The sequence below is a fragment of the Natrinema saccharevitans genome, from assembly GCF_001953745.1.
GTDB classification, from domain to species: domain Archaea; phylum Halobacteriota; class Halobacteria; order Halobacteriales; family Natrialbaceae; genus Natrinema; species Natrinema saccharevitans.
Map to the genome: position 1 here is coordinate 359286 of NZ_LWLN01000002.1, position 26300 is coordinate 385585.

General features: G+C 62.9%; 21 protein-coding genes and 7 pseudogenes. 13 read left to right on the forward strand and 15 right to left on the reverse strand.

All coding sequences use genetic code 11. The features are described from left to right. Window positions 1–155 precede the first annotated feature (155 nt). The 5 genes and pseudogenes from nikB (at window position 156) to A6E15_RS19220 (ending at window position 6530) form a co-directional block, all read left to right on the forward strand. Window positions 156–1097 carry a nickel ABC transporter permease gene (gene nikB, locus A6E15_RS19200; RefSeq protein ID WP_076148718.1) on the forward strand — a complete coding sequence of 314 codons (942 nt, stop codon included), beginning with the start codon at window positions 156–158 and terminating at the stop codon, window positions 1095–1097. A gap of 53 nt (window positions 1098–1150) precedes the next feature. Next, window positions 1151–1981, forward strand: coding sequence for a nickel transporter permease (gene nikC / locus A6E15_RS19205; protein ID WP_245800684.1), 831 nt, complete (start codon window positions 1151–1153; stop codon window positions 1979–1981). A 26-nt stretch (window positions 1982–2007) separates the two neighbouring features. Continuing rightward, a complete protein-coding gene (locus A6E15_RS19210; RefSeq protein WP_076148720.1) occupies window positions 2008–4311 on the forward strand; it encodes a dipeptide ABC transporter ATP-binding protein in 2304 nt (767 codons plus the stop codon). A gap of 20 nt (window positions 4312–4331) precedes the next feature. Beyond that, window positions 4332–5855 carry an ABC transporter substrate-binding protein gene (locus A6E15_RS19215; RefSeq protein WP_245800659.1) on the forward strand — a complete coding sequence of 508 codons (1524 nt, stop codon included), beginning with the start codon at window positions 4332–4334 and terminating at the stop codon, window positions 5853–5855. Beyond that, a pseudogene (locus tag A6E15_RS19220) lies at window positions 5852–6530 on the forward strand (class I SAM-dependent methyltransferase). The gene A6E15_RS19215 and the pseudogene A6E15_RS19220 overlap by 4 nt, the downstream one beginning before the upstream one ends. A 30-nt stretch (window positions 6531–6560) precedes the next feature. Here the strand turns inward: A6E15_RS19220 and A6E15_RS19225 are convergent. Next, window positions 6561–7289 (reverse strand): creatininase family protein, encoded by a 729-nt coding sequence (locus tag A6E15_RS19225; protein WP_076148722.1) that lies wholly within the window; start codon window positions 7287–7289, stop codon window positions 6561–6563. A gap of 417 nt (window positions 7290–7706) precedes the next feature. Here A6E15_RS19225 and A6E15_RS21160 point away from each other — a divergent pair, with 417 nt between their 5' ends. Beyond that, window positions 7707–7859: a C2H2-type zinc finger protein gene (locus A6E15_RS21160; RefSeq protein WP_175607301.1), complete on the forward strand. Its 153-nt coding sequence runs from the start codon at window positions 7707–7709 to the stop codon at window positions 7857–7859. 74 nt (window positions 7860–7933) lie between these two features. Beyond that, entirely contained in the window at window positions 7934–8425 is a 492-nt protein-coding gene (gene tsaA, locus A6E15_RS19230; RefSeq protein WP_076148723.1) for a tRNA (N6-threonylcarbamoyladenosine(37)-N6)-methyltransferase TrmO, read from the forward strand. A 60-nt stretch (window positions 8426–8485) separates the two neighbouring features. Here the strand turns inward: tsaA and A6E15_RS22095 are convergent, their stop codons facing one another. The 9 genes and pseudogenes from A6E15_RS22095 to A6E15_RS19275 all read right to left on the reverse strand — a co-directional run bounded on the left by A6E15_RS22095 (window position 8486) and on the right by A6E15_RS19275 (window position 17378). After that, complete coding sequence (locus A6E15_RS22095) at window positions 8486–8728, reverse strand: DUF7124 domain-containing protein (protein ID WP_449406654.1); 243 nt, start codon at window positions 8726–8728, stop codon at window positions 8486–8488. Between the two features lie 141 nt (window positions 8729–8869). Further along, entirely contained in the window at window positions 8870–10162 is a 1293-nt protein-coding gene (locus tag A6E15_RS19240) for an FAD/NAD(P)-binding protein (RefSeq protein WP_076148724.1), read from the reverse strand. Continuing rightward, a complete protein-coding gene (locus A6E15_RS19245; protein WP_084177435.1) occupies window positions 10159–11214 on the reverse strand; it encodes a metal ABC transporter permease in 1056 nt (351 codons plus the stop codon). Before A6E15_RS19245 ends, A6E15_RS19240 begins: the two co-directional genes overlap by 4 nt. Before the next feature lie 2 nt (window positions 11215–11216). Further along, window positions 11217–11990, reverse strand: coding sequence for a metal ABC transporter ATP-binding protein (locus A6E15_RS19250; protein WP_076148725.1), 774 nt, complete (start codon window positions 11988–11990; stop codon window positions 11217–11219). Further along, window positions 11987–12208, reverse strand: coding sequence for a DUF7511 domain-containing protein (locus A6E15_RS22100; protein WP_076148726.1), 222 nt, complete (start codon window positions 12206–12208; stop codon window positions 11987–11989). Before A6E15_RS22100 ends, A6E15_RS19250 begins: the two co-directional genes overlap by 4 nt. Further along, on the reverse strand, window positions 12205–13731 hold the full coding sequence (locus A6E15_RS19260; protein WP_076148727.1) for a metal ABC transporter substrate-binding protein: 1527 nt from the start codon (window positions 13729–13731) through the stop codon (window positions 12205–12207). Before A6E15_RS19260 ends, A6E15_RS22100 begins: the two co-directional genes overlap by 4 nt. Before the next feature lie 483 nt (window positions 13732–14214). Continuing rightward, window positions 14215–14739: pseudogene (locus tag A6E15_RS19265) on the reverse strand (cobalt-factor II C(20)-methyltransferase); the annotation flags it as partial. A gap of 96 nt (window positions 14740–14835) precedes the next feature. After that, a complete protein-coding gene (locus A6E15_RS19270) occupies window positions 14836–16164 on the reverse strand; it encodes a CobW family GTP-binding protein (RefSeq protein ID WP_076148728.1) in 1329 nt (442 codons plus the stop codon). Continuing rightward, complete coding sequence (locus A6E15_RS19275) at window positions 16164–17378, reverse strand: GTP-binding protein (RefSeq protein ID WP_076148784.1); 1215 nt, start codon at window positions 17376–17378, stop codon at window positions 16164–16166. The genes A6E15_RS19270 and A6E15_RS19275 overlap by 1 nt, the downstream gene beginning before the upstream one ends. A 97-nt stretch (window positions 17379–17475) precedes the next feature. Between A6E15_RS19275 and A6E15_RS19280 the strand changes: the two are divergent. Beyond that, window positions 17476–17682: pseudogene (locus tag A6E15_RS19280) on the forward strand (CopG family ribbon-helix-helix protein); the annotation flags it as partial. A gap of 40 nt (window positions 17683–17722) precedes the next feature. Here A6E15_RS19280 and A6E15_RS21980 read toward each other — a convergent pair. Both A6E15_RS21980 and A6E15_RS21250 read right to left on the reverse strand, forming a co-directional pair. After that, window positions 17723–18031 (reverse strand): annotated as a pseudogene (locus A6E15_RS21980) (CopG family ribbon-helix-helix protein); the annotation flags it as partial. After that, window positions 17992–18859, reverse strand: a pseudogene (locus tag A6E15_RS21250) (ABC transporter permease subunit). The pseudogenes A6E15_RS21250 and A6E15_RS21980, both read right to left, overlap by 40 nt. A gap of 614 nt (window positions 18860–19473) precedes the next feature. Here A6E15_RS21250 and A6E15_RS19295 point away from each other — a divergent pair. The 5 genes and pseudogenes from A6E15_RS19295 to A6E15_RS19315 form a co-directional block, all read left to right on the forward strand. Further along, complete coding sequence (locus A6E15_RS19295) at window positions 19474–19716, forward strand: thioredoxin family protein (protein ID WP_076148729.1); 243 nt, start codon at window positions 19474–19476, stop codon at window positions 19714–19716. 4 nt (window positions 19717–19720) lie between these two features. Next, window positions 19721–20650, forward strand: a complete 930-nt coding sequence (locus A6E15_RS19300; protein WP_076148730.1) for a permease — start codon at window positions 19721–19723, stop codon at window positions 20648–20650. Window positions 20651–20842: 192 nt separating this feature from the next. Next, on the forward strand, window positions 20843–21223 hold the full coding sequence (locus A6E15_RS19305) for an ArsR/SmtB family transcription factor (protein ID WP_076148731.1): 381 nt from the start codon (window positions 20843–20845) through the stop codon (window positions 21221–21223). 71 nt (window positions 21224–21294) lie between these two features. Next, window positions 21295–21909 (forward strand): annotated as a pseudogene (locus tag A6E15_RS19310) (IS6 family transposase). 37 nt (window positions 21910–21946) lie between these two features. Continuing rightward, window positions 21947–22714 (forward strand): annotated as a pseudogene (locus tag A6E15_RS19315) (RNA-guided endonuclease TnpB family protein); the annotation flags it as partial. A gap of 133 nt (window positions 22715–22847) precedes the next feature. Here A6E15_RS19315 and A6E15_RS19320 read toward each other — a convergent pair. The 3 genes from A6E15_RS19320 to A6E15_RS19330 all read right to left on the reverse strand — a co-directional run bounded on the left by A6E15_RS19320 (window position 22848) and on the right by A6E15_RS19330 (window position 26146). Further along, window positions 22848–24275, reverse strand: a complete 1428-nt coding sequence (locus tag A6E15_RS19320) for a zinc ribbon domain-containing protein (RefSeq protein ID WP_076148732.1) — start codon at window positions 24273–24275, stop codon at window positions 22848–22850. Further along, window positions 24272–25501, reverse strand: coding sequence for a thiolase domain-containing protein (locus tag A6E15_RS19325; protein ID WP_076148733.1), 1230 nt, complete (start codon window positions 25499–25501; stop codon window positions 24272–24274). Before A6E15_RS19325 ends, A6E15_RS19320 begins: the two co-directional genes overlap by 4 nt. Window positions 25502–25807: 306 nt before the next feature. Next, window positions 25808–26146: a universal stress protein gene (locus tag A6E15_RS19330; protein WP_076148734.1), complete on the reverse strand. Its 339-nt coding sequence runs from the start codon at window positions 26144–26146 to the stop codon at window positions 25808–25810. Between the last annotated feature and the right edge of the window lie 154 nt (window positions 26147–26300).

The following is a 26300-nucleotide window of genomic DNA, read 5'->3' on the forward strand; positions in this document are numbered from 1 at the left end:
CGAACACCGCTTCACACCGGGTCGACTCGAGCGGGCGGCCGCGGTGACAACTGCGGCGGTTCGGGACGTCGCGACCGACGCGGTATCGATCGCACCAGTCGCTCGTGTGACAGCACTCGACCCCGATCGACAGTTCCCGCCCGAGACTAATCCCGATGCTGCGTGCCTTCTTCGTCCGGCTCGGATCGCTGTCGTCGGTCCTCCTCGGCGTTTCCCTGATCACGTACGGGTTCGCGTTTCTGACGCCCGGAGATCCGGCGTACACGATCCTCAGAGAGCAACGCCAGAGCCCGCCATCGGAACCCGAGGTAGCGAGCTTTCGCGCCGAACACGGGCTGGACGACCCCTTCCTCGTCCAGTACGTCTCGTGGCTCACTGACGCGCTTCGTGGCGATCTCGGCACGTCGTACTACCAGTCAGAATCGGTCACGTCACTGATACTCGCGTCCCTGCCGAACACGCTCGAGCTCGCGCTGGCGGCGACGGCCGTCTCGCTCGTGCTTGCGGTTCCGCTGGGCGTATTCAGTGCCGTCCACCGCGACACGTGGATCGATCGTACGAGCCAGATCGCCGCCCTGGTCGGTGTCTCGATGCCGAACTTCTGGCTCGGTTACCTGCTGCTTCTCGTCTGTTCGCTCTGGCTCGGACTGACGCCCGTCGGCGGCGTCGGCACGCTCGGGCATCTCGTCTTGCCTGCGATCACGCTCGGCACCGGGATGGCCGCGATCGTCACCCGAATCGTCCGCACGTCGATGCTCGAGATCCTCGAGGCCGACTACGTCGATACCGCGCGATCGAAGGGGGTCCGCGAACGGCTCGTGATCTACAAGCACGCGCTCCGGAACGCCCTCATTCCGGTCGTAACGATCGTCGGCCTCCAGTTCGGGTATCTGATCAACGGTGCCGTGATCGTCGAGAGCGTCTTTCAGCGGCCGGGGCTGGGGACGCTGCTCGTCGATGCCGTCTTCGCCCGCGACTACCCGATCGTTCAGGGCGTCGTGCTGGTGACGGCCGTCGCGTTCGTCGTCACGAACCAGTTGGTCGATCTCGCGTACGTCGCACTCGACCCGCGCGTCGAACGAGGTGAGCGCCCGTGAGTGAGCAAAATCGACTCGAGTGGCGGGGCCGACTCGATCGGTGGCGGCCCGAGATCCGGACGAACACGGCGATCCGACTCGGCGGCGGCGTCCTCGGATTGCTCGCGATCGTCGCCCTCGTCGGCCCGTTCGTCTCGCCGTACGATCCGACGACGCAGGCGCTCGAGACGCGCCTACAGGGCCCCTCCATTACCCACCCGCTCGGAACTGATGCGCTCGGGCGGGACGTGGCGACCCGACTCGTGTACGGTGCACGTGTTTCGCTTGCACTTGCGGTGACCGCGACGACGATCCGCGTCGCCATCGGAACGGCGATCGGTCTGCTCGCGGCCACCGGCGGTCGGTTCGTCGACGCCGTCCTGATGCGGCTCGTCGACGTCCAGCTGGCGTTTCCCGGGCTCGTACTCGCGCTGGTGGTCGCCGGCGTACTCGGGCCGAGCCTGCGAAACGTCGTGATCGCGCTCTCGGTCGTCGGCTGGGCATCGTATGCCCGGGTCGTCCGCGGGAGCGTCCTCGCGATTAGGGATCGGCCGTTCGTCCAGTCGTCGAAGCTCTACGGGACGCCACGCCGCCGGCTCGTCCGGCGACACCTGTTGCCCCACGTCGTCAGCCCGGTACTCGTCCTGGCGACGCTGAACCTCGGCACCGTCGTCCTCGCGGCCGCCGGCCTCTCGTATCTCGGCCTCGGCGCACAGCCGCCGACGGCCGAGTGGGGTACGATGATCGCCGGGGGCCGGAACTACCTGCGATCCGCTCCCTGGCTCGTCACCGCGCCCGGGGTCGCGATCATGCTGACGGTCATCGGCTTCAACCTGCTGGGCGACGGCCTGCGAGACGCGCTTGATCCAGACCACCTCGACGATCGCAAGCGACAGCGAACCTGATCGAAACGACGACTCCGAACACGACTATGACACGAACCAACACGCTCGAGATCGAGAACCTCCACGTTCACTTCGACACCGGATCCGAGACCGTCCGCGCGGTCGACGGCGCGTCGTTCGCGATCGAACCCGGCGAGATCGTCGGGCTGGTCGGTGAAAGCGGGTGCGGCAAGTCGGCCACCGCGCGCTCGATCGTCCGGCTCGAGTCGCCCGGCGAGATCGTCGACGGGAGCATCCGATACGGCGACCGAGACCTGACGACGGCCGACGAGCGGACGCTCCGCCGGCTTCGCGGCCGGGAACTGGCGATGGTCTTCCAGGACCCGTCGACGACGCTGAACCCGGTGTATCCGATCGGCGAGCAGATCGCCGAGGCGGTGCGGATCCACCGGGAACCGGACAGACAGCCACTCCTCCAGGAACTCGCCCGTGGCGCGAGTTCTCGGCTCCGCTCCTCGGAGGTTCGGTCGAAAGTACTCGAGTTAATGGACACCGTCGGTATCCCTCGACCGACCGAACGGATCGATTCCTACCCCCACCAGTTCAGTGGCGGGATGCGCCAGCGGGCGATGCTCGCGATCGCGCTCGCCCGGGAGCCGTCGCTGCTGATCGCCGACGAACCGACGACCGCACTGGATACGACGACCCAGGCGGCGATCCTCGAGCGACTGGCTTCGCTCAACGCCGAACACGGCACGGGAATGCTGGTGATCAGCCACGATTTCGGCGTCGTCTCACAGCTCTGTGACCGGCTCGTCGTCATGTACGACGGGGTCGTCGTCGAGCGAGGGCCGACCGAGCAGCTCCGGTCGAGCCCGAAACACCCCTACACGAAGGCGCTGTTGGGCTGTCTTCCTCGTCACGCCGATCCCGACGCTCGGCTCCCGACGGTCGAGAGAGCGCCGGCGAGCGGGAACGCAACTCTCGAGGGGTGTGCGTTCGCCGGTCGCTGCCCGTTCGCGACCGAGGAGTGTCGTGCGGTCGATCCGCCGAGCGTTTCGGCCGGCCCCGACCACGACGTGCGGTGTGACGTGCCCGACGCGCGCGAGGCCTCGCTCGAAGCGATGCGAGACCGGCGAGCGCAAACGGGCACCGCGACCAACGCGGGCGAGACCCCGACCGAGCCGCACTCGTTGGCCGTCGACGGCGGCGTGACCGCACCTGCAGACTCGATCGGGGATTCGCCGAGCGAGCAGTCGAGCTCCGACACCGGCGGGGGTGCGGGACCGGTCGTCGCCCTCGAGGGCGTCACGAAGTCCTTCCGGACGTCCGACAGGCTCCTCGGACGCATCTTCGATGCCGACGACCGCATCCCGGCCGTCAGAGGCGTCTCTCTCGAGTTGCGATCCGGCGAAACCGTCGGGCTGGTCGGCGAGAGCGGCTGCGGCAAGTCGACGCTGGCGAAACTGCTCGCTGGCCTCGAGACGCCCGACGAAGGCACCGTTCGCCTCCGCGGTCGGCCGGTCGACGGTGTCGGCGATCGGACGGACGCCCAGCTATCCGAGATCGGCGTCGTGTTCCAGCACCCGGGCGCGAGTCTCAACCCCAAACGGACGGTCGGGGAGGCGATCGCCGAACCGCTGGTCGAGGCCGGCTGGTCGCGCTCGCGCCGAGAAACGCGGATCGCGACGCTGTGTTCGCTGGTCGGCCTCTCGCCCGAGATCGTCGACCGCTATCCCGCTCAGCTGTCCGGCGGCCAGCGCCAGCGGATCGCGATCGCTCGCGCGATCGCGCTCGAGCCGTCCGTCCTTGTACTGGACGAACCGACTGCCGCGCTCGACGCGTCCACTCAGGCGACGGTTCTGAATCTGCTTGCGGACCTGCAGGCCGACCTCGGCCTGACGTACCTGTTTGTCTCGCACGACCTCGAGGTCGTGCGCCACGTCGCCGACCGCGTCGCGGTGATGTACTGTGGGCGACTCGTCGAAGCGGGCCCGGCCCGCGCGACGCTCTCGCGGCCGACGCATCCGTACACGCAGACGCTGCTGAACGCGATTCCGGGAGCCGAGCGGTGCGAGGGATTTGCGGACCGAACGGACGCGATCGCGGGCGATCCGCCGAGTCTCGCAGCCCCACCTTCGGGCTGTTCGTTCCATCCCCGCTGTCCGGTCGCCGAGGACGACTGCTCGCGGGTCGAGCCGCCCCTCGAGGCCGTCGACGGCGATGGCGACGTCCGGTCGCGCTGTCCGTACGCAAGTGAGTGGCGTGACGACTCCGACCCGACCGGAGCGTTCGACGTGCGCCTCGAGGCCGACTCGAGCGCGTCCGACGCCGCTTCCGACACCGACGAATCAACGATCGACTCGATCGAAACACGCGAAATCGACTAATGAAGGAAACGAGATCCACGATGGACCGACGTACCGCACTGCAGACGACGATCGGCGCCGCGACGCTCGCCGTCGCGGGCTGTCTCTCGAACGATCCCGACGATGCCGACTTTCGCATCGGGGGCCCGTGGAAACCGAGCCGCGATCCGCTCGACGGCGGGAGCCAGATTCGCCGTCTCGGCATCACCGAGGCGCTGGTTGGCGTCGACTACGACGCGAACCCGACGCCGGAGCTCGCGACCGAGTGGGAGCGCCTCGACGAGTACCGCTGGGAGTTCGCGCTTCGAGAGGACGTCCCGTTTCACGACGGCGAGTCGCTGGACGCGGCAGCCGCCGTCGAATCGCTCCGACGGACCGCCGACGCCAGCGCGTTCGCGGACGTCCCGATTGACACGATCGAGGCCGTCGACGAGGGCACCGTCGCCGTCGAAACTGAGACGCCGTTCACGCCGTTGCCGGCCCACCTCTCGCGCAACGAGGCAGTACTGCTCAGTCCCGAGGCGATCGATGGGGACGGGTCGGTCACCGAACCCGTGAGTACCGGCCCGTTTGCAGTCGACACGTTCCAACCCGGCACCGAGCTACGAGCCGTCCGTAACGACGACTACTACGGGGAGCGACCCGAGATCGAAACCGTCCGCTACGAGGTCGTCGACGACGACCAGACCCGGCGGATGAAACTCGAGAACGGCGAACTCGAGATGGCTCGCATCCTGCCCCACGAGATGGTTAGCGCGCTCGAATCGACCGACGGGATCGACGTCTACACGCCCGAGATTCCGCGGATCAGATTCCTCACGTTCGACACCCAGTCGGAGCCGTTCGACGACGTCCGCGTTCGGTGGGCGGTCGATCACGCGATCGACCGGTCGACAATCACCGAGAGAATTCTCAACGACATCGACGATCCCGCCGCGGGGCCGTTTTCGCCGGAACTGACGGAGTGGGCGAACCCGAACCTCGAGACGGATCGCTACGATCCGGATCGCGCGCGGTCGCTGTTGTCCGAAGCCGACTGGACGGTTGACGGTGGGGGCGGCGTCCGAACCCGTGGCGGCGACGAACTCGCCGTCGACGTGTTTACCTTCGATGCCCGGAGCCTGCCGTTGATCGCCGAGGTGTTGCAGGACCAACTCGCTACGGTCGGGATCGATCTCGACGTGACGGTCATGGAGTACTCCACGATGGTCGATCGGGTCGGTCAGGACTCCTTTGACAGCTATCTCACGTCCTGGGGAACGCTGTGGTATCCCGATCCTGATCGGCTTTCGGACATGTTCCACTCGGAGGCTGCGTCGCTTCACCACGGCTACGAGAACGAGCGCGTCGATACCCTACTCGAGGAGGCGCGCGAACTCGGCGAGCGCGAGGCGCGACGGGAACGCTACTACGAAGTCCAGTCGATCGTCCGCGAGGACGCGCCGATCACGGTGTTGACGAGCTACTCGAACGTCGTCGCGACCGCGAGCGGGGTCAGCGGCTACGAACCCCACCCGACGGAATCGCGGTACGGACTCGAATCGATCACGCTCGAGGAATCATGACAGGATCCGAGCAAACGGCGGACGACGTCAAAGCGGCCGTCCGAGAGTACTGGGACGACCGCGCCGACTCGTTCGACGCCGACAGTCAGCACGGCATTCACAGCGACGCCCAACGCGACGCGTGGCTGTCGGTACTGTCCGTGGCGGGTGAACCGACGAAACGAATCCTCGATGTCGGCTGCGGCACCGGCGTGATCTCGCTGCTGTTAGCGGAGCTCGGACACGACGTCAACGGGCATCGACTTCGCTCCGAAGATGCTCGAGCAGGCGCGAACGACGGTCGAGCAGTCGGACCGATCCGCCACGTTCCGACACGGCGACGCGGAGAATCTAGCCCAGCCCACTGACGCGTACGACGTGGTGACGGCACGTCACCTCATCTGGACGCTCCCCGATCCGGAGCGCGCGATCGACGAGTGGCGACGCGTCGTCCGCCCCGGCGGGCGGCTCGTCTTGATCGCGGGACACTGGGATTTCGACGAGACGTTCGAGGGCTACGAGGAGATCCGCGACGACCTGCCGCTGTACGACGGTCGCCCGCCCGCAGAGCTGGCGGCGTTCCTTCGAGATCGGGGCCTCGAGAACGTCGAGTACGAACCGTTAGTCGACTCTGCGCTCTGGGGACAGGAGCCGAATTACGAGACGTATATGATGGTCGGCGACACGTCCGAGTGACAGTCCGTACATCGGAGCGGGACGGCCGCGTCACGAACTGACACTTCCTGCCGTTGGGTCCTGTTGGACGGTCCCGACCCGCTCGAGAAACGACACGAGCGCCTCGACGGCCGTCTCGAACACCGCTTTCCCCTGCTCGGCCGAAGCGTCAGTCGCGTCACCGACTGCGCCGTTCTCGCTAAACTCGTCGGTAAACTGGTGGACGACGCCCCCGTCGACCGTGTCGGTCCACGCGGCGGCGTCACCGGCAACTGGCTCACCGACGTCGTCCGGACGGAGGTGGAGTAACACGGCCGTCTCGAGTTCGCCCGCGTGACCGACGTGTTCGTCGACGGCGCGCATCCACTCCCAGCGGGACACCTCGAGTTCGATAGCGTCCGCTTCGGTCACCTCGCGGGCGAGATGCGAGAGGGTCTCGCCGTTGCCGCCGTGACCGTTGACGAAGACGACCGTCTCGACGCTCGAGTCCGCAAGCGACTCGACGACATCGCGAGCGTAGCGACGGAGCGTCTCCGTCGACACCGACAGCGTCCCGGGAAAACGACCGTGGTAGGGCGCGACGCCGACCGGTAGCGCCGGGAGTACGACTGACTCGCCGTCCCACGTCCGATCAGCCTCGCTCGCCATCGCGCGAGCGATGATCGTGTCGGTCCCGACGGGCGCGTGCGGACCGTGTTGTTCCGTACTCCCGACGGGAACGAGCGCCGTCGTCGGTGCCGCTGTCTCGATATCGGTCCAGGAACTCGTCTCGAGTTGCATGACCGATACTACCGACGGGACCGATTAAGTGACTTCGACTTCATCGAGGTGATGGCCGTTTCCCCCCACTGAAGCGTGCGATGATCTATAGTAGCTCTTGAAACGATTCACACACCGATCGCAGCGTTGTCCTGCGATCGGGTGCGCATTGACTTTCAGGAGCTACTATCGAAGCCACCGAAATGACGAACACACTGATCGCAATGCCGTCATGTGAGCAGGTGTGCGTTGCCGTTGTCGCTAATCCACTTTGCAAGCAAGTTACAGCGGGATGCAGGTTCCGATTACGAGCGGCTCCACGTCTTCTGGCCGAGTCATCTTCGTTAACTCGAGACCGGAGTTACTAGTTCGTAGCAACCTCATTAACCCTATTCTCAATAACTCTTTTAGAGTCTTGGAGCCTCAGTTATTACTATAATGTCGTACACCTGCTCCAGTTGCGATGCACAGTTCCAGAGCGCCGCCGGCGTGACCCAGCACGTCGCACTTCACCACAACACGTGTGCCGAGTGTGACGAAAAGTTCGACGACACTGATTCGCTGCGCGAGCACATCCACGAGAGTCACTGAGTAATCACTACGCCACGGAAGAGATCCGTCTCGGCCACGATACTGATTTTTCGCTACAAGACGAAACCACGAACGTGCCCGAAGACACGTACAGCTACGAACCGATTGGGGTGATTCGGACGCCGTTCGAATCACCAGAAGGGATGCCGATTCAACCGACCGGGGCGGATTCGGTCACGGGAACCGTCGAGATCGAGGCGTCGTATGCGGATGGATTAGCGGATCTTGCCGAGTTCTCGCACTGTATCCTGTTGTACCATTTTCACGCATCTGGCGATGACGTTCCCCTACGGGTCGAACCGTTTCTCGATGACGAACGGCGAGGCGTCTTCTCGACACGGGCGCCACAACGTCCGAATTCGATCGGCCTCTCCGTTGTGGCAATCGAGTCCGTCACAGAACAGGAACTGACCGTGAGCGGTATCGACGTCGTCGATGGGACACCGTTGCTGGATATCAAACCGTTCGTTCCCGAGTTCGATATCCCGTCCGAGGTGCAGACGGGCTGGCTCGATGCGTCGGAATCGACGATCCGATCAGAACAGGCCGACAAGCGGTTTCTCTGAGGCGGTCGGCCGCTACTCGTGGGTAACTTGGGCCGGACATTGGGTCCCAGCAGTGACTCGCTACGGCCCGTCGTCGCCAGTTGAGGACGTCGTCCCAAGCCGCCAGTCCGCAGCCGTTGCAGCCTCCGTCACCGATTGGTAGGCCCAGTCAGGAACACGTTCTCCTCTCTCGCGGGTCTCGTCCAACCCGACGAACACGTATCGTTCCGTCTCGAAGTAATTTCGAAGACTCGAGCGGCCCCTTCGATCGGACGCGGACACGATACGAAGCCCTGCTGGTCGCCCGCCTCTCGGACCCGCCATCGTTCGACGAAGGACGACTCCGCGGAGACGATCCTGATGTCGCTGGTCCACGTCGAGGCGTGTTAGAGTACTCGGTTCGGTCGTCCGAACTACTCGAGAGCCCGTAACGAGAACGCGAGCGTGAGGTCGTTCGACGGTATTTCAGGACCTCCCTCTGGGAGCCGACGGGACTCTCTCCGAACCGGGCCCCTGTCGTGACGCGAGGAGTCGCTCCGCGACTCGACGAGCGCCGACGATGTTCCGGGCGAAGGGACCGACGCTGGGTTCTGCGAGCGCTCCCGAAACGGACACCGCAGAACGGGTGCCGTCGGTCCTTCGCCACGCGAGCGTCCGGTCGTCGAGGACCGGAAAGCCGTCGGCCCCACGCTCGAGTGACAACGATTCGGCGACGGATCCGACCAAGGGGTGTTCCGGGATCGGATCGAGTCCGGTCGCGAGGACGACCTGCGCAATCGTTGCGGTCGTGCCGTCGTCGAACCGCACGAGCAATCCGTCGTCCGTCGCGTATGCAGACGCGATCTCGCCCCGGCGGATGTCGAGGCCGTTACAGTCACGGGCCTCGTCCAGCCGACGTTCGACGTACGGGGGGATCGTCGCATCGTTGCGAGCGGCTCGGATCCGGTCGAGACGGGCCTTCGATCCCGGTGGGAGCGTGTGGATCTCCCGTTCGACGTGTCGCCAGTTGATCCAGTACGGGTCGGCTTCGGTCAGTTCGACCTCGAGGTCGTGACGCGAGAGGAGTGTCACGTCTGTGTGTTCCGAGAGGCTGCAGGCGAGTTGCCCAGCGGTAATGCCGCCCCCAACGACGAACGTGGGTCCCGCAAATTCCGCTGCTTTCATCGGATCGAACTCGTCGTCCCAGACGTGTACGAGCGGGGCGTCGTCGGGGAGTGACGTCGCCCACGTCGGAACCGTCGGCGAGCTACCGAGTCCGATGGCCAGCACGACGCGGCGAGCCTCGAGCGTCCCCATGTCCGTCCGTACTTCGAGTCGGTCACCCGTCCCAGTCCTCGTCACTCCCGTTACCCTCGACTGGCGGTGACACTCCTCGATGCGACGCCGATCGATGACGGAGCGGGCGTGATCGAGGAAGAGTTTGCGCGTCGGTCGGTTCGGATAGTTCTCCGTCGAGACGAGCTCGTCCTCCCGACCCGCCCCCTCCGCGAACGATTCGAGCGAGAACGGCTCCGTGTCGATGTGCTGGACGAACGTCGACCGGAGCGTCCGCAGTCCACACTGACGGGCCTTCGCCACGAAGGACGCGAGTAACTGCTCGCGGGGTTCGACGAGACGGAGATCCTGGTGACTGTACTCCCCCTCGGCGAGGAGATAGTTCGCCAGGCACGTTCCGTGAATGCCGCCACCGATGATCACGCACTCGTAGGGTTGTCGACCGCTCGACGTGTGATCGGCGTCCGGTCCGTCGTCGGTCACTCTCGCTCGCCTCCGTCGGCCTCGAGTTCGTCTCGGGTCCCTCCGGGCCATTGGCTGCGGAGCCGTCGCACGGTCGGGAGACGATGCGACAGTCCCTGGAAGCCGAGGGCGACGGCGTACACTGCGATCGCCGCAACGACGATCGAGCCACCGGCCGCGATCCCGTAGACGTACGATAGCGTTACACCGGCGATCGCCGCGAACTCGGCAGCGAGGATCGCCAGCAAGATGGACTGCTTGAAACTCCGAGCGACCTGCGCCGCGGCGGCGACCGGAACGACGAGCATCGCAGCGACCAGGATGACGCCCATGATTTGCATCGCGCTGACGACGACGAGTGCCGTGAGTACGACCATGAGGTGTTTGTACAAGCGAACGTTCAGCCGCGCCGCGCGGGCGGCCGTCGCGTCGAACGTGACGTACAGGAGTGGCCGGTACGCCAGCGTGACGAGGCTACCGACGAGGACGCTCATCAACACGAGGATACCGACGTTCTCCATCGAGACGGTCGCCAGACTGCCGAAGAGGTAAGCGTCGATGCCGACCGCGATGCCGCCGTCGGTTGCAGTAATGAGGATACTGCCGACGGCGAATCCCCCAGTCAGGACGATCGCCAGTGAGGTATCACTGTACGCGCCAGCGTGTTCGACGAGCAACTCGACGAGCAGTGCCGTGACGACTGCGACCACGAACGCGGTGAGCAGCGGGGACAGCGTGAGCGAGAGGGCCGAATTGAGGAACAATCCCACGGCGACGCCGGCGAAGGCAGTGTGTGCGAGCGTATCGCCGATCATCGCCATTTCCCGATGGACGAGGAAGGTGCCGACGAGCGGTCCGATGACGGCGATACACACCGCAGCGAGGTAGGCCCGCTGCATATAGGCATACCCGAGCATCGGCATGCCGAGCAGGTCGGCCAGCACGTCCAGTCCGGCGCCGAAGATGTGGTCGAGGAACCACTCGAGGCCGTCGAGGAGTATGCCACCAATCCGTCGGACGGTCGTTGCTTCGTCGAACGGCAGGCTTACGTCGAGAGCGGAGGCTCCTATCATGGTCAGTGGTCGTGGTGGAGGACGTGCTGGTCAGTTCCGTACGCTTGCTCGAGAGCGTCCGTTTCGACGAACGCGCTCGGGTCACCGTCGAAGTACAGCTGCCGGTTGAGACACGCGATATCAGTCGCGTAGGTGGTGACGACTCCGATGTCGTGCTCGATGAGGATAACGGTCAGCCCGGTCGCGTTCAGGTCGGCCAGGAGGCTGTAGAACTCCTCTCTGGATTCGGCATCGACGCCGACCGTCGGTTCGTCGAGCGCGAGCAGATCGGCCTCGGACGCGAGCGCGCGAGCGATGAAGACTCGCTGCCGTTGGCCGCCGGACAGTCGGCCGACGCGACGCGACGCGAGATCGGTGATGCCGACTCGTTCCATCGCCCCTTCGACCGCTCGCCGATCCTTACTCGAGAATCGGCCGACGAGTCGCCGCGGGTAGCGCCCCATCTCGACCACTTCTCGGACCGTGATCGGCATATCGCGCGCCGCTTCCGTCGCGTCCTGTGCGACGTATCCGATTCGTTCGCCCGCATCAAACTCGTCTGCCGGCTCGCCGAACAGGGTGACAGTCCCGTCGTCGGGCCGGCGGAGGCCGAGCATCAGATCGAGCAACGTACTCTTGCCGCTCCCGTTCGGCCCGACCAATCCGAGGAAGGACCCGGGTTCGACGTCGATCGACACCGACTCGAGAACCGGAACTTCTCCGTAGCCGAACGTGGCGTTATCGACGCTGATGAGTGGCTTCGCCGACCGTTCGCTCTTTGCAGTTGCGGTCGTCATCGGCAGTCGTCGAGGTCGACGAACGAGTCCCCGTACGCCGTTATCCACGTCGTCGATCGATACGGAGCAGCCACGTCCGGCGGATAAATCGTACAGATGGATCTGTGGGATCGACCGGCGATCAGTGCCGTTACTCCCGAACGTGGACGATCGGACGGCCCGGGTTCGGCGTTCCCGTCCCACTCCGGTTCGGGGTCGCCAGACGTGGATTCGGTCATTCTGCGTCCAGGGCCGTCGCGAGCGTTTCGAGATTGACGTTTTCCATAATATCGACGTAGCCCCAGTCCTCGTCGGCCCACTCCTGGGTCTGACCCGGAATCGGCGTTAGCGGCAGGATCTCGGTGGCGTCTGTCTCCTCGACGAGCCGGTTCGCCGCCGTCTGGGACTCGAGCGGATCCGCACAGACGTACTCGAGGTCGTGTTCGGCGATGATCTCCTGGGCCCGCTCGATGTCTTTCGGGGTCGGCTGGTCGTCCGGCGACAGCCCCGTCAGGGTCTGGACCTCGAAGCCATAGCGTTGGCCGAGATAGTGGAAGGCGTTGTGACCGGCGACGAACACGACATCCTTCGAGGCACTTTCCAGCGTCGACTGGAACGAATCGTCGAGTTCGCCGAGTCGATCGCGGTACGTCTCGGCGTTCTCCGCGTAGGTCTCGGAGTTGTCGCCGTCGACGTCGACGAATCCGCTCTGGATGTTGTCTACCGCCTGCTTCGCGCGCTCGGGATCCAACCAGAAGTGCGGGTCGGTCCCACCGGAATGGTTGTGCCCGTGTCCATCCTCTCCTTCGTGATCGCCCTCGTGGTCACCGTCACTCTCGTGTTCGTGGTCACCTTCGTGGTCACTTTCGTGTTCGTGATTGTGCTCTCCCCCGTGGTCATGTTCGCCGGCGCTTTCGGTCACCTCGGGTTCGATAGCCGACCCGCTGTCGTCGGTGAGCGTCGCGTCGAACTCCGCGGGAACGTGCTGGCCGAACAGCACGTAATGGCCCTCCGTTTCGACATCGAGGGTGAACGTCGTCTCGCCGGAGTCCGCGAACCGGAGGTGATATAGCGCTTCGCTGGACGGCGTGAGTGTCCCGCCGTCTTCTACAGGCGTGTGCGTGTCGTGATTGCCGTAGAGGTGCGTTGCCGCCTCCTCGGCGTGGTGAATGCCGTGGTCGCCGCCCTCCTCGGTTTCGAGGACGGCCAGCTGCATCTTGGAGTCTGGTCCGTCGTGGAACGTGTACGTGTAGGAGCCAGCCTCGAGGTGGTAGAGACCAGCCCACACCCAGGGAGTCTCTCCGCCGTGGCCGTATTCTCCCTCGCCGTCGTGGCCGTCCTCGTGTTCCCCCGCGTGGTGTTCGTCGTGACCGTGATCGTGACCACCTTCGATGAGGTCGATACCAGCACCGGCAGCGACGATGTCGACATCGGCATCGTCGTCACGGAGACTCGTCACGAGATCGTCGGCCCACGGTTGGAATCCTTCCATCCCGTAGAGGAAGAGGGCCGAGCCGAGGACGGTTCCCTGCATCTTGGGTCCCGGTTCCCAACCGTGGCCGTGTCGGCCGATCGGGACGAGTGTCTCCGCCGTCGTGACGCCGCCGGCGATCTCACTCGCGAAGTCACCGAACACAAAAAATGACGCCTGTGCTGTCGCTCCCTGATTCGAGTTGCTATCGCCCAGGCAACCCGCGGAAGCACTGATCGTGGCGGCACCGAGTCCAGTCGCGATGAGTCGTCGTCGAGTGTACTGCGGCATGCATTATTAACTGTACCTCGCTAGGTAATAAGAGCTATGATATTTAACAACAGAGTTAATAATAGATCATAGGTTAGGAGATACCCTTAATAATCTATAGCTGGATGACTAATCTAGGTCCTGGAATTGCTACTCGTTACTGCCTCAAATTCCGATTACATAACCCTGAGAAGGGATCTAACAGGCATTTAGTAGCTGTGGCTCTCAGATACGGTTGCAATGTGCCACTGCTTCAGCGACTTGACCGGGATGAGTGACGAAGAGCGAGCGGAGGTTCTCGAAGAACACTCGACGGAAGAACTCCGCGCGGAATACTCCACCGAAGAACTATAGTAGCCGCTGAACGTCATTGCACGCCTAATCGCACGATGGCGCTGCGATCAGTGTGTGAATCGTTTCAGCGGCTACTATAGAAACCCTCGGCGTCATCGCCTGAGGCCACTTCACGTTGGTCCTACCCGGACGACCGACAGCGTCCGCCCATCACGCAGACCCGGTCGCCTCCCGTTTCTCTGCGTACGCGAGCGTGTAGTAGTTTCGATCGGTCAGTTCGTCGGGGTCGTTCGTAACGAGAGTCTCTTCCGTATCGATGAAGAGTCGCCGTCCGAACGTCACCTCGTATCCTGCTTCAGTCATCTTTTCGTAGGTCGTCGGTGCGTCAGTCACTTTGAACAGGATCAACCGATTCGGACCGATCGGTGCTTCTCCGTCGGTCGCCTCGCGTAGCGTCAGTTCAGCGCCAGCGTCGATGTCGGCCCCGAGGACCGAAGCGAACGCCGTCACACTGCTGACACCGGGAACGACTTCGATGTCGACGCTGGGATGCTGCTCGCGAAGCGTCCGACGCAGGTGCCCGAACGTCGAGTAGATACAGGGATCGCCGAGCGTGACGAACGCCGCGTCGGCCTCTCGCGCTTTCGGCGCGACTTCCGCGGCCGCCGTCTCCCACGCTGCCTGCAGTTCTTCGGGATCGGTCGTCATCGGGAACTCGAGATCACTCAGTTTCGATTACGATGGCCACGCCAAGCGGGTCGATACAGTCGTGACCGTCGGTATCCGTCGTCCGTCGATCCTCTGCTGGATAGAGTTTGCGACGATTCCGGATCACTGGCGGTCACCTACCACGAGGCGTTGTTCCATCGGGGGCTGCGACCACCCCATCGTCCCCGGGAACGGATTCTCGAACGCCTCCCAGTCGTCTTCCATCCCTGTCTCCGAAACGAGGCAGTCGTCGAGCGTATCCACGATGCTGGATTCGTCCATCCCAGCCCCGATGAAGACGAGTTTCACTTCGCGGTCACCCCACTGGTCGTCCCAGTGGAGGTCCGACCGCGATTCGCGGTAGGACTCGCGCTGGAACTCGGGGAGTGTGACCGCCCACCGCCCGTTGACCCCGACGTGGGTCCGTGTTCCCGCATGGCTCAGGTCGAGGGCGTAGCGCTCGCGGCCAGCGACCCACAGGTGACCCTTGGCTCTGACGACGGAATCGGGGAACGAACGGAGCCACTCGCTGAAGCGTTTGGGATGGAACGGCCGGTGGCGCTCGTAGACGAACGAGTCGACACCGAATTCCTCTGGTGGGTGACGATGGTCGTGCGCTTCGCCGTGGCTGTGGTCGTGGTCGTCGCCATGTTTGTGTTCGTGACTGTGGTCGTCCGCCTCCGTCTGGCTCTCGTAGTGTTCGTCTGAATCGACGTCTGTGCCGTCTCCGTGATCGGGAGAGAGTGCCTGTTTCCACCGGGCGGAGTTACTGGCCTCGTCTTGATCGAACCGGCCCGTTCCGAGAGCTCGTTCCGGGTCGACGGTGCTTTCGGTCGCTCGGACGATGTCGACCCCGGGATGGAGTGTTCGGACGACGCGTTCGACTGCTTCGCGCTCTGTCTCGGAGACGAGATCACACTTGTTGAGGACGAGTACGTCGCAGAACTCGACCTGTTCGGCGAGGAGGTCCGACAGCGGTCGGGCGTCGTCGTCTGTCGACTTGAGTGGGCGGCCATCGACGAACGCCTGATGGAACTGTGCGGCGTCGACCACCGTGACGGTCGTATCGAGATCGTACAGTGCCGACGCACGTGCGGGCGAGACGAACCGCTGGGCGATGGGGACGGGGTCACTGATACCCGGGGCTTCGATGACCAGATAGTCGAACTCCTCGTCGAACGCGAGGTGTCTCAGCTCCTGATCGAGTTCGTTCTGCAGCCCACAGCAGAGACAACCGTTCGACAGTTCCGTGACACCGCCATCCTCCATCGAGAGTTCGGAGCCGTTCTCGATGAGGTCGGCGTCGACGTTTACCTCGCCGACGTCGTTGACGAGGACGGCGATATCGTACTGTTCGCCGCCGACGGTGAGGAGGTGATTGAGCAGGCTCGTCTTTCCGGCTCCGAGCCCGCCGCTGAGGATCGTGACCGGGGGTTGCTCGTCGACGGCCATCAGTCGTCGGCCAGTGCGAGTTCGCGCTGTTCGTCGGCGGTGAACGGGTCCGGGTACTCGTTCCAGTCCTCCGCCATCTCTGCGTCCGAGAGGATACAGTCTTCCAATCGCTCGACCAGTCTCGCCTGATCGAATTCGCGGCCGATGAACACGAGTTCTGATCCGCGGTCGCCCCACTGGTCGTCCCAGTCCTCTTTGATGCCGGGACGAGCAGCGAAGTAGCGCTCCTGTTGGGCCTTCGGGAGCGTGGCGATCCACGTCCCTTTCGGACCGGCCCGGACCGACTGGCCTGCTTTGTCGAGCCCCATCGCGATGTCTTCGCGACCGGCGGACCAGAAAAAGCCCTTCGCGCGAACGACTCCGTCGGGGAGATCAGCAAAGAGACAAGCGATTCGCTCCGGGTGGAACGGGCGGTCAGCGTCGAAGACGAACGAGGTGACCCCGTGTTCCTCGGCGGCTGACTCGTGATGGTGGCCGTGCTGGAGTTCGTGCTTCCACCCGGCGGACTGACTTGCTGCCTCGAAGTCGAACCGACCCGTGTTCAGGATCTCCTCGGGATCGACCACACCGTGTTCGGTCCGAATGATCTTCGCTCGCGGCTGGAGCGTCTGCAGGACGGCCTCCATCTCCTCGAGTTCGTCGTCCGGGACGAGGTCACACTTGTTCAACAGGAGGACGTCGCAGAACTCGATCTGGTCCATGAGGGCTTCTTCGGGGACACGATTGCCCTGCGGCTCCATACCGTCGTCGGTGAGTACCTGACCGGAGTCGAAGCCCTGCCAGAAGCTGTGTGCGTCGACAACGCTGACCATCGTATCGAGTTCGTAGACGCCCGTGGGGTCGAACTCCGCGTCCTCGAACCCGCGGGCGAACGTCTGGGCGACCGGAATCGGTTCGCTGATTCCGGACGATTCGACGAGGAGATAGTCGAAATCGCGCTCTTTTGCCAAACGCCCTACCTCGTCAAGCATGTCTCCGCGGAGTCGACAGCAAATACAGCCGTTCGACAGCTCGATGATTTCCTCGTCGCTCTGTGTGAGTTCCGACTCGCGTTCGACGAGGTCAGCATCGACATTCACCTCCCCCATGTCGTTGACGACGACGGCGGCGTTCAGTTCTCGCTCGCTACTGAGAATGTGGTTGAGCGTCGTCGTCTTTCCGGCACCGAGGCTTCCGCTGAGGATTGTTACCGGGATCGGGTTGTTGAACGGCATACTCGGATTGTGAATCTGCATAACTATAATACTAATTATTACGGTTTAGCTATCTAACCATGATAGAAACTAATAATACAGGATAAAACTTTAGTGCATAGGCGTCGTTAGTATCTCGATGCCTGAAGCGTTACTCGAACGCATCGACGAGTTCGCCAACGCTCACGGGTACAGTGGCCGAAGCGAGGTCGTACGCGAAGGCACACGCACGCTACTCGAAGAGTTTCAGGGGCGAAATATCGACGGGCAAAAACATATGTGTACAGTAACGGTGGTCTTCGAGTACTGCCAACCCGCCGTCCAAGGATGTTGACGCTCGTGCGCATCGTGTATTACTTTACGATCTATTGTTGGCTGATCTCCGCGCTTATGGTATCGACAGGAACGACCGTATATTCGACCGAGACTGACTCGTCTGCTCCTCGAACGGTCCCGATAAATCGCAGTGTATCATCGTACGCAGCTTCGATGACGAACGTCTCAACACAGCCGGCGTTCTCCTCGAGGCAGTTGTGGGAGTTCGATCGGATCGCCGCTTCGAATTCGTGACGGATCTCCATCGTTCGGCGTTCGATCTCCGGCTCGTCGTATCCGAAGACGGCAGTAACTGTCGCTAACACCCGCTGATCCTCGTCGTCTGTCTTTTGGTACTCCGTTCGAGTAGTCGGAACCCGACGTCCATACAGAGGAACGCCAGGCTGATGAGGAACATGTAGGCGACGCTGGTCGCCATCGCGAGGCTGTTCGAGGCGTTGATAATCTCGTAGCCGACGCCTGGTGCGCCGAACAGTTCGGCACCGACGACGACCATCCAGCAGCGACCAATGCTCGTCCGGAACCCGGTCAGCACTTGGGGTGCCGCACTCGGGAGCGCGACGAGTTTCAGCATCGATAGGTCGCGCTCCACGCCGAGCGTCGACGCGGCATCGGTGAGTTCGCTCGACATGCCCTCGACGCCACCATACGCGCCGTAGAAGTTGATCCAGAACGCGCTGACGAAGACGATGAACGCGGCGACGGTGTGGGGATGCCGACCAGACGATGGCGAAGACGACCCACGCTAGCGGCGGGATGGGCCGAAGCATCCGGACGAGTGGCCGCAACCAATCGTCGAGTACGCCGTTCCAGCCCATCGCCAGGCCAAGACCGATACCACAACTGGCACCGAGAAGGAGGCCGGAGACGTAGTGGAATAACGTCTGTGCCAGGTGCGCGAGCCCGGTCGGTAGTACTAGATTCGATCCCAAGACGGGGACCACAATCGCAGTCGAGGTCGCGAATACAACGTCGACGTCCCCACTCGCGAACGCCTTGACAACACCGGGGCCAGAGCTGAACCGCTCTGTTGTGACATCGGCTGGAACGTCCTCGTAGTTCCCCTCTTGTTCCATCACGTAGTGTTGCATGTTCGGGTAAATCGGGACGTACGCGACCGTGACGGAATCGAGTGACCCACCTCCTTGAGCGAGACAGCCAGCGATTCCCGCCGTCGCAATCGTGGTTGCCCCTGCCTTCTGGAGCAGTTTTCGGCGCGAGAGTTGAACCCTCAGTGTTAGTAATACTAGTACCGGCTATAATAACAGCTATGAGTGCTCAAGAGTGTAGATATTACTAGAAACGGTATGAATTCAGCGAGAAAGGAAAAACGGAATCGGTTCATCTCAGCGAGCGGACCAAAGTCATCCACCGGCAGCACTGAGTAGTTGATGCGCTGTCTACGACTCGAAGACGTTATTTGAGACTGTCTATTTAATTTGCTACAAACAATTCGGTATAAGTCAATGTGAGATCTCTGAGATGGAGGCCACTCACCTAGCATAATGAACACAGTGTATTAATAATAACAGAATTTTGGCCTCTCTCGAGCGATCTAAGGGTAGATTCTATCTCAACAAAACCAACTATTAGCTTGGTGACAGCAGCAAAGACGAATCGAAGATATTCGAAACGTACTTATCCCAAACCGAGAAAATTCGATATGGATGGTGGCTCCGAATCCCGGTGGGACCATGCCCATCACAGGTCGAACGAGATCAGTTGCCTGTGACTATGGTTTCAGCGGCGCCGCTAGTGATGGAGTTGCCAGAGGGATACAATGAAAGTCACAATCTACGGACCAGACGGTTGTAGCAACTGTTCGAATCTGAAAGACAAGACACAAAACGTTATCGACGAACACGGATTCGACGCCGAGGTCGAGAAAGAAGGCGACACCGTGAAGCTCGCGGAGAAAGGCATCATGTCGACGCCTGGGTTCGAAATCGACGACGAGATGGTGTTCACTGGATCGAACCCGTCTGAAGCCGAACTGAAGGAGTACATCGAGGAGCACCTGTAACAGGATGGTCTTCGAGCAGTTCGCTACCTGGGTCGTCGAGACGCTCGGCCTGACTGGCGCACCCAGAGCAGCAGTCCACTTCTGGGTCTACGACACGCTGAAGATCGTCACGCTGCTGGTGGCGGTCATCTTCGGCGTGGGCTACCTGCGGACGTACTTCCCGCCGGAGAAGATTCGAGACTACCTCTCGGGCAAACGAGCGATCACTGGCTATCTCCTCGCTGCACTGCTCGGCATCGTCTCGCCGTTCTGCTCGTGCTCGACAATTCCGATCTTCCTCGGAATGGTCGGCGCGGGCATCCCCTTCGGCGTCACGATGACGTTCCTCGCCGTCTCCCCGATGATCAACGAGGCTGCGCTCGTGGTTCTCCCCGGTGTCGTCGGGTTCGAACTGACGGCACTGTACGCCGTCAGCGGCATCACCATCGGTATGACGAGCGGGTTCGTCCTGAACAAGGCCGGCCTGGAAAAGTATATCGAAGAGTTCGATTTCGGTGACTCAGACGTCGACATCGACGAGCCTACGCACAGAGAACGTGCACGACAGGCGTACGTTGAGGCGAAAGACATTATCACCGAGATAATCCCGTACGTCGTGATCGGCGTGGGACTCGGCGCAGTCATCCACGGCTTCGTTCCACAGACGATCGTGACCGAGTACCTGTCCGGCCCGCTCGGTGTCTTCGGCGCGGTCGCCGTCGGTGTCCCGATCTACACGAATATCCTCGGCGTCATTCCGGTCGTCGAATCGCTCATCGGGAAGGGACTGCCGGTCGGGACTGGACTTGCGTTCATGATGTCCGTCGCAGCGCTTTCGCTCCCACAGTTCATGATCCTCAAGAAGGTGATGAAAAAAGAGCTCATCGCCGCGTTCGCAGCGACGGTCGCGACAGGCATCCTGCTTATCGGGCTCCTGTTCAATCTGCTGCTGTAACACAGCAGATTGCTTTGCGCGAGGCCGTGCCCAGCTGAGTGCCCCCAACCGACCTTCGCCAAATCGAACATCACCGATTTATAGATTGAGGACGTCTACTAGCACGTCACCACGACCGACGGGGCGACTCGGCCCGAAATACGAGCAGGTATTCCCTTGGAGACGCGATCAAGGAGACAAACAGACGAGAGAATGACTGACTCAGTACCCGAATCGACGCGACAAACGCTGGATCGACTGTACGAGAACCCGGAAAATCGACTGACGTCGCTGTTCGAACTCGCTCCGGACGACGAACGGGTGGAAAGCCAGCTCACGATGTTCAAAGCGCTGGCGAACCAACACCGGATTCGCATCCTCGAAGCCCTCAGGGATGGCGAACTCTGTGCGTGTGAGCTACAGGTCGTCCTTGATGCCCCACAATCGACGGTCGCGAGCCACCTCCGAGAACTCAAAGACGCTGGCCTCGTCAAAACACGCCGGCAGGGGAAGTGGACCTACTACCGCATCGGTGATACAGCTGTCCTGCAATTACTCGATATCGCGGACGCACTGACAGAAGAGCCCGTATAGTCCGGTAGAGTATTGAAACGGCGCTGTTTCGTTACGCGTGAAAAGTGAGGCGGCACGATTTTGTGGTGCCTCTGCCAAAAACCGACCGCCTCAGCGGGTGTAGCGACTGGATCGCTTTGAGTTTTGTGGAGCGAGAGCGGACACCACGTCAGCTGATGGAGCTTGGTATTCGACTTCACCTCCTAATCTATCGCTTTCGAATACTGTTCGAGAATTATATAATTTCGGTGTCGAGCCCAGTCGAAAGGCCGTTCACGATTGGGTTCACAAGTGCGATCTACAGCCAGTGTTGACGAGAAACCGAATCACATCACGCTTGACGAGACAGTGACTCAACTTCACGAACATCGATATTGGCTGTACACTGCTGTTGATCCAGAGACGAACGAAATCCTCATTTCCGGCTGTATTCAACGACTACGACCGTGTTGACAGAACGGTTCCTGCAAGAACTCTCCGAGAAACATGATCTCGACGGTGCCGTGTTTCTCGTCGATGGAGCAAAACAGCTCCAAACTGCACTCCGTCGATCCGGGCTCCGATTTCGATACCAAAAACATGGAAGTCGAAACGCTGCTGAACATATATTTTAAGATGTAAAAAACCGAATCTCTATGCTCTCAAACTGCTTTAGTCACGCAAAACTGTCAACAGCAAAATCGTGGCTCCAAGCCTTCGTCGTCTAAACGAAAAACAGTGCGAGTTCCCCGCCCCACCGTGTGACACGTCACGGTCACACGCGAGTTCAACATTCCTGAACCCGATACTAGCGACACGGTAGTCGGCGTGGACATCAACGAGCGCAACGTCGCTCTCACCGCCCTCGACCGCGAGACGATGCAGACGAAGGGTACGCTCGTCCTCGACTACGGACGAGTCAAGCAGGAACGCCAACGCTACCACACCATCACTACTCGCTGTCAGGAACACGGTAAAACGACTATTCATCGGCAATTCGGTGAGAGGGAAGAAAGGTTCACCGAGTGGGTATTGCATCGTCTCTCCCGTGCTGTCGTGAAGTTTGCAGAGCAGTTCTCGAACCCGGTCATCGTGTTCGAGGATATGAGTGGTATCCGCAACGAAATGCAGTACGGGTCGTACATGAACCGTCGGTTGCACAAACTGCCGTTCCACAAGTTCGAGAGGTTTGTGTCGTACAAGGCGACGTGGCGAGAGATACCCACGGACACGGTGGATGCCTACTACAACTCGCGGACGTGTTCGTGCTGTGGCGAGCGTGGCAGTCGGCAGGGGCGGCGGTTCCGGTGTCCGAACGACGAGTGTGACGTGGCGCAAGACCACGCCGATCGGAACGCATCGGTGAACATCGCGTGGCGCGAGAAGGCGAAACTCGGCGATACGGATACGAATTACCGGACTCACAAAACCCAGCCGCAAGTTCGGTTGGTGCGTCTGTCCGGGTCGGGGCGCGTAAGCCGCCCACCCTCATCCCGTTCCCTCGCGGAACAGGGAGTGCTAGCGCACGGCTGAGGGAACGCATAAAAGCCTCGGGCCACCGTGCCCGAGGCTGTTTACTCAAATACTACAAACTAACACGAGCCTATCGGACGGCTAAAAAACAACACCGGACGGAAATCAGGTTCGATGACGGGTTAGACGCGTGCTAATCACCTGCGGGCCGGATCTTGAAGCCGTAGCGAGTGACGCCTTCTTGCGTGTAGATCCGGCGAATCGTCGTCTGGATACGGTCACCGACGCCGAACGCGTCGGGGTCCGCGTCGGTGCCCATCGCCGGGGCGCTGACGGTCTCGTCGCCGCCATCGGTTTCGAGCGCGACGATCGCGGCCGCGTAGTCGCCGGATTTGGCCTGCTGTTCGGCGAACTCGGGCGGCGCGCCGCCCTGAGAGATGGTCGTGACGGCCTCGATGGTCCCCTCGCCCGCGAGTTCGACGGGGTCGTACTCGGCGAGCGCGCCGCAGTCGTCACACGCGCCCTCCGGCGGGAACGACAGCGCACCGCACGCCGAACAGCGGCCGGCCTCGAGCCGGTAGCGCTGGGGAAGCGAGCGTCGCCAGGAGGGGACGCTGACGTAGGCGCCGCCGCCCGACGGCGGGCCGGTGGTCACGACCCCGCGCTGGCGCAGGTACTCCGCGTACGAGAGCGGATCCGCCCCCTCGAGGGCGGTCACGGCCGGCACGTCGCCGTCGGCGGCGACGACCAGAGCGTCGGCGCCCGCGCCGCTGCCGTGGGAGACCGCGAGGACGGACTCGTCGCCGTCCTCGAGCGCGGTCGCGAGCGACAGCGGCACGCTCGCCGCGCCGGTATCGCCCAGGTCGTGGACCGTCGCGGCGGCCTGAATCTCGTCGGTGCCGACGCCGGCCGCGCCGGCCGCGCGGTAGGGAAGCTTCCCGTCGGGAGCCTGGATCGCGGCCGCGTCCGGTTCGGGGTCGACCTCGAGGCCGGAGACGGCACCGCCGATCGTTTCGGTGAAGGCCTGCCGGTCGTACTGGGTGATACCGAGCCCCTGGGTCTCGTCCTCGCCGGTGTCGCGGAACCGGGTGCCCGGATACGGCGCGGCGTATTCCGCCCGATCGACGATTTCGGCGGGGCCCTCGCGCTCGAGGACGAACGCGGCGCTGCCGGCCCCGGCGGCGTGGTCGATCCCGTCGTCGGGGTCACCCTGCGGCGCGTCGGCGGCGACGACGAGCGCGGTCGTCGCGTCGGCCTCGAGGGCGTCGAGGCCGGCCCAGAGCGCGCGGGTGCCGGCGCGGGTGCTGCCGGTGAACGCGTGGCGGGTCGCCGACTCCGAAAGCGCCAGCATCGCGCCGAGTCGGGCGGTCAGGTCCTCCTCTGCTTCGGGCGGCCGCGAGGCGGCGAATGCCAGCCAGTCGATGTCGGCGGGATCGGTCTCGGCCGCCTCGAGCGCGCGGGTCGCGGCCTCGTAGCCCATGGTGAGGGCGTCCTCGTCGGCGGCGGGGACGGCCTTCTGGGTGACGCCGGCGGCGTGGAACTGGCCCCAGGCTTCCTCGAAGGCGTCGCTGGTGATGCGGAACCGGGGCGCGTACGCGCCGACGCCGGTGATCGCGCTCATGCTTCCACCTCCTGTTCCTTCTCTCGCGCACGATGTGCGCTCGAGTTCCTCGAGGAGCTACGCTCCTCGCGCTCAAAGACGTGAACGACGGCGGCACCACCGCTGCCGCCGACGTTGTGGGTCAGCCCGCGGGTCGGGTTCTCGACCTGTCGCTCGCCGGCCTCGCCGGAGAGCTGTTTGTAGGCTTCGACGACCTGTCCGGCGCCGGTCGCGCCGATGGGGTGGCCCTTGGACTTGAGGCCGCCCGAAGTGTTGACGGGGAGGTCGCCGCCGAGTTCGGTCGCGCCGGACTCGATCAGTTGGCCGGCCTCGCCGGTCTCACAGAAGCCGAGGTCCTCGTAGGCCAGCAGTTCGGCGATGGCAAAGCAGTCGTGGACCTCCGCGAAGTCGAGGTCGTCGGGCTCGAGGCCGGCCATCTCGTAGGCCTGCTCGCCGGCCCGCTGGCTGGCCGGAATGCCGGTGTAGGTGTCGCGCTGGAAGAGCCCGACGGTGTCGCTTCCGGCGCCGACGCCGGCGACCCGGATCGGATCGTCCGTGTACTCGTCGACCACGTCCTCGCTGACGATCAGCGCACAGGCCGCCCCGTCGGAGGTCGGACAGCAGTGATAGAGGTTCAGCGGGTCCGCGACGACCGGCGCCGACTGGGCGTCCTCGAGCGAGCACTCGAAGCCGAGTTGCGCGTGGGGGTTTTTGGCGCCGTTTTCGTGGTTCTTGACGGCGACCCGCGAGAGGTGTTCGCGCGTGGTGCCGTACCGTTCCATGTGGACCGAGGCCATCTGGGCGTAGACGCCCGAGAAGGTCGTGCCGGAAAGGCGCTCCCACTCGGTTTCCCCCGAGACGCCGAGCCAGTACTTGGTCGCGTCCGAACTCATGTCGGACATGACCTCGAAGCCGCCGGCGAGGGCGACGTCGGCCATCCCCGACTTGACGGCCTGCACCGCCTGTCGTACCGCGAAGCCGCTGGCCGCACAGGCGTTTTCGACCCGCGTCGTCGGCACCCCCTCGAGGCCGACGTGTTCGGTTACCGCGGGCCCGGAGAGGCCCAGCTGGCGGCCGCCGACCCCGAGGTTCCCGACGAACGCCTCGTCGACGTCGTCGGCCTCGAGTCCCTTCGGTACGCTGTCCGTCGCCGCGTCGAACGCCGTGCGGAACAGGGACCGGTAGCTCTCCGAGGGGAAGGCTCCGTAGTCCGACTGCCCCGCGCCGACGAGATACGCATCTCGCATACCTACCCCTCGGTCGTCCGGTGTGAAATAACTGTATGCTTCGTAGTGACTGATCGTGACGACTGCGTCGTCAGTTCCGCTCACCTATGCTCGCGGTCCATTCGGCGGATCGACGCTCGGATGCCATACTAAGAGAACGGAGTTCCAGTCACGGTGACCCGCGACGGCAGTACCGGCCCCGGAACACGAAGCGTTCTCACCGGAGTCGGCCCGACTGTGGGGACTCGTGGCTGGCTCACCGATCGTTTCACTGAATCAGCCGAGCGCCGACCCGAGATTCGCCGGCGGCCGTCACCAACGACGCAGTTATACGACTGTGACGGGCCGATTCGTCTCGAGGATCACGTCCTGTGTAACGCTGCCGAACACCGCTTTGCCGACGGGCGAGCGCTTGCGGGTGGGGACGACCAGGACGTCCGCGTCTACCGAGTCGGCGTATTCGATAATCTCGTCGGCAGGGTCGCCGTGACGACGGACGACTTCGGTCTCGATTCCGATGTCCTCGAGTTCGTCGCGCGCGACTCTCACAGCCGTCGGAAGGTCGTCGGGATCATATAGCTCATCGGACGTTACTCGACTACCCTCGTCGACGGCGTGCATCGCTCGCTCTTCGTTCGTGTCGATAGGAATGACTACCTGATACATACTCACCACTCGCACTGACTGCTACTTAGTAGTACCTCCTCCGCGAGCCACGGGGAGAAAATCGGTCGTTCTCGGTACTATCGCGAAGGGTTCGAGTAGTTTCGATGTCGTGACAATCGAACGGATCGACACACTGAGCGCAACGATATCGCAC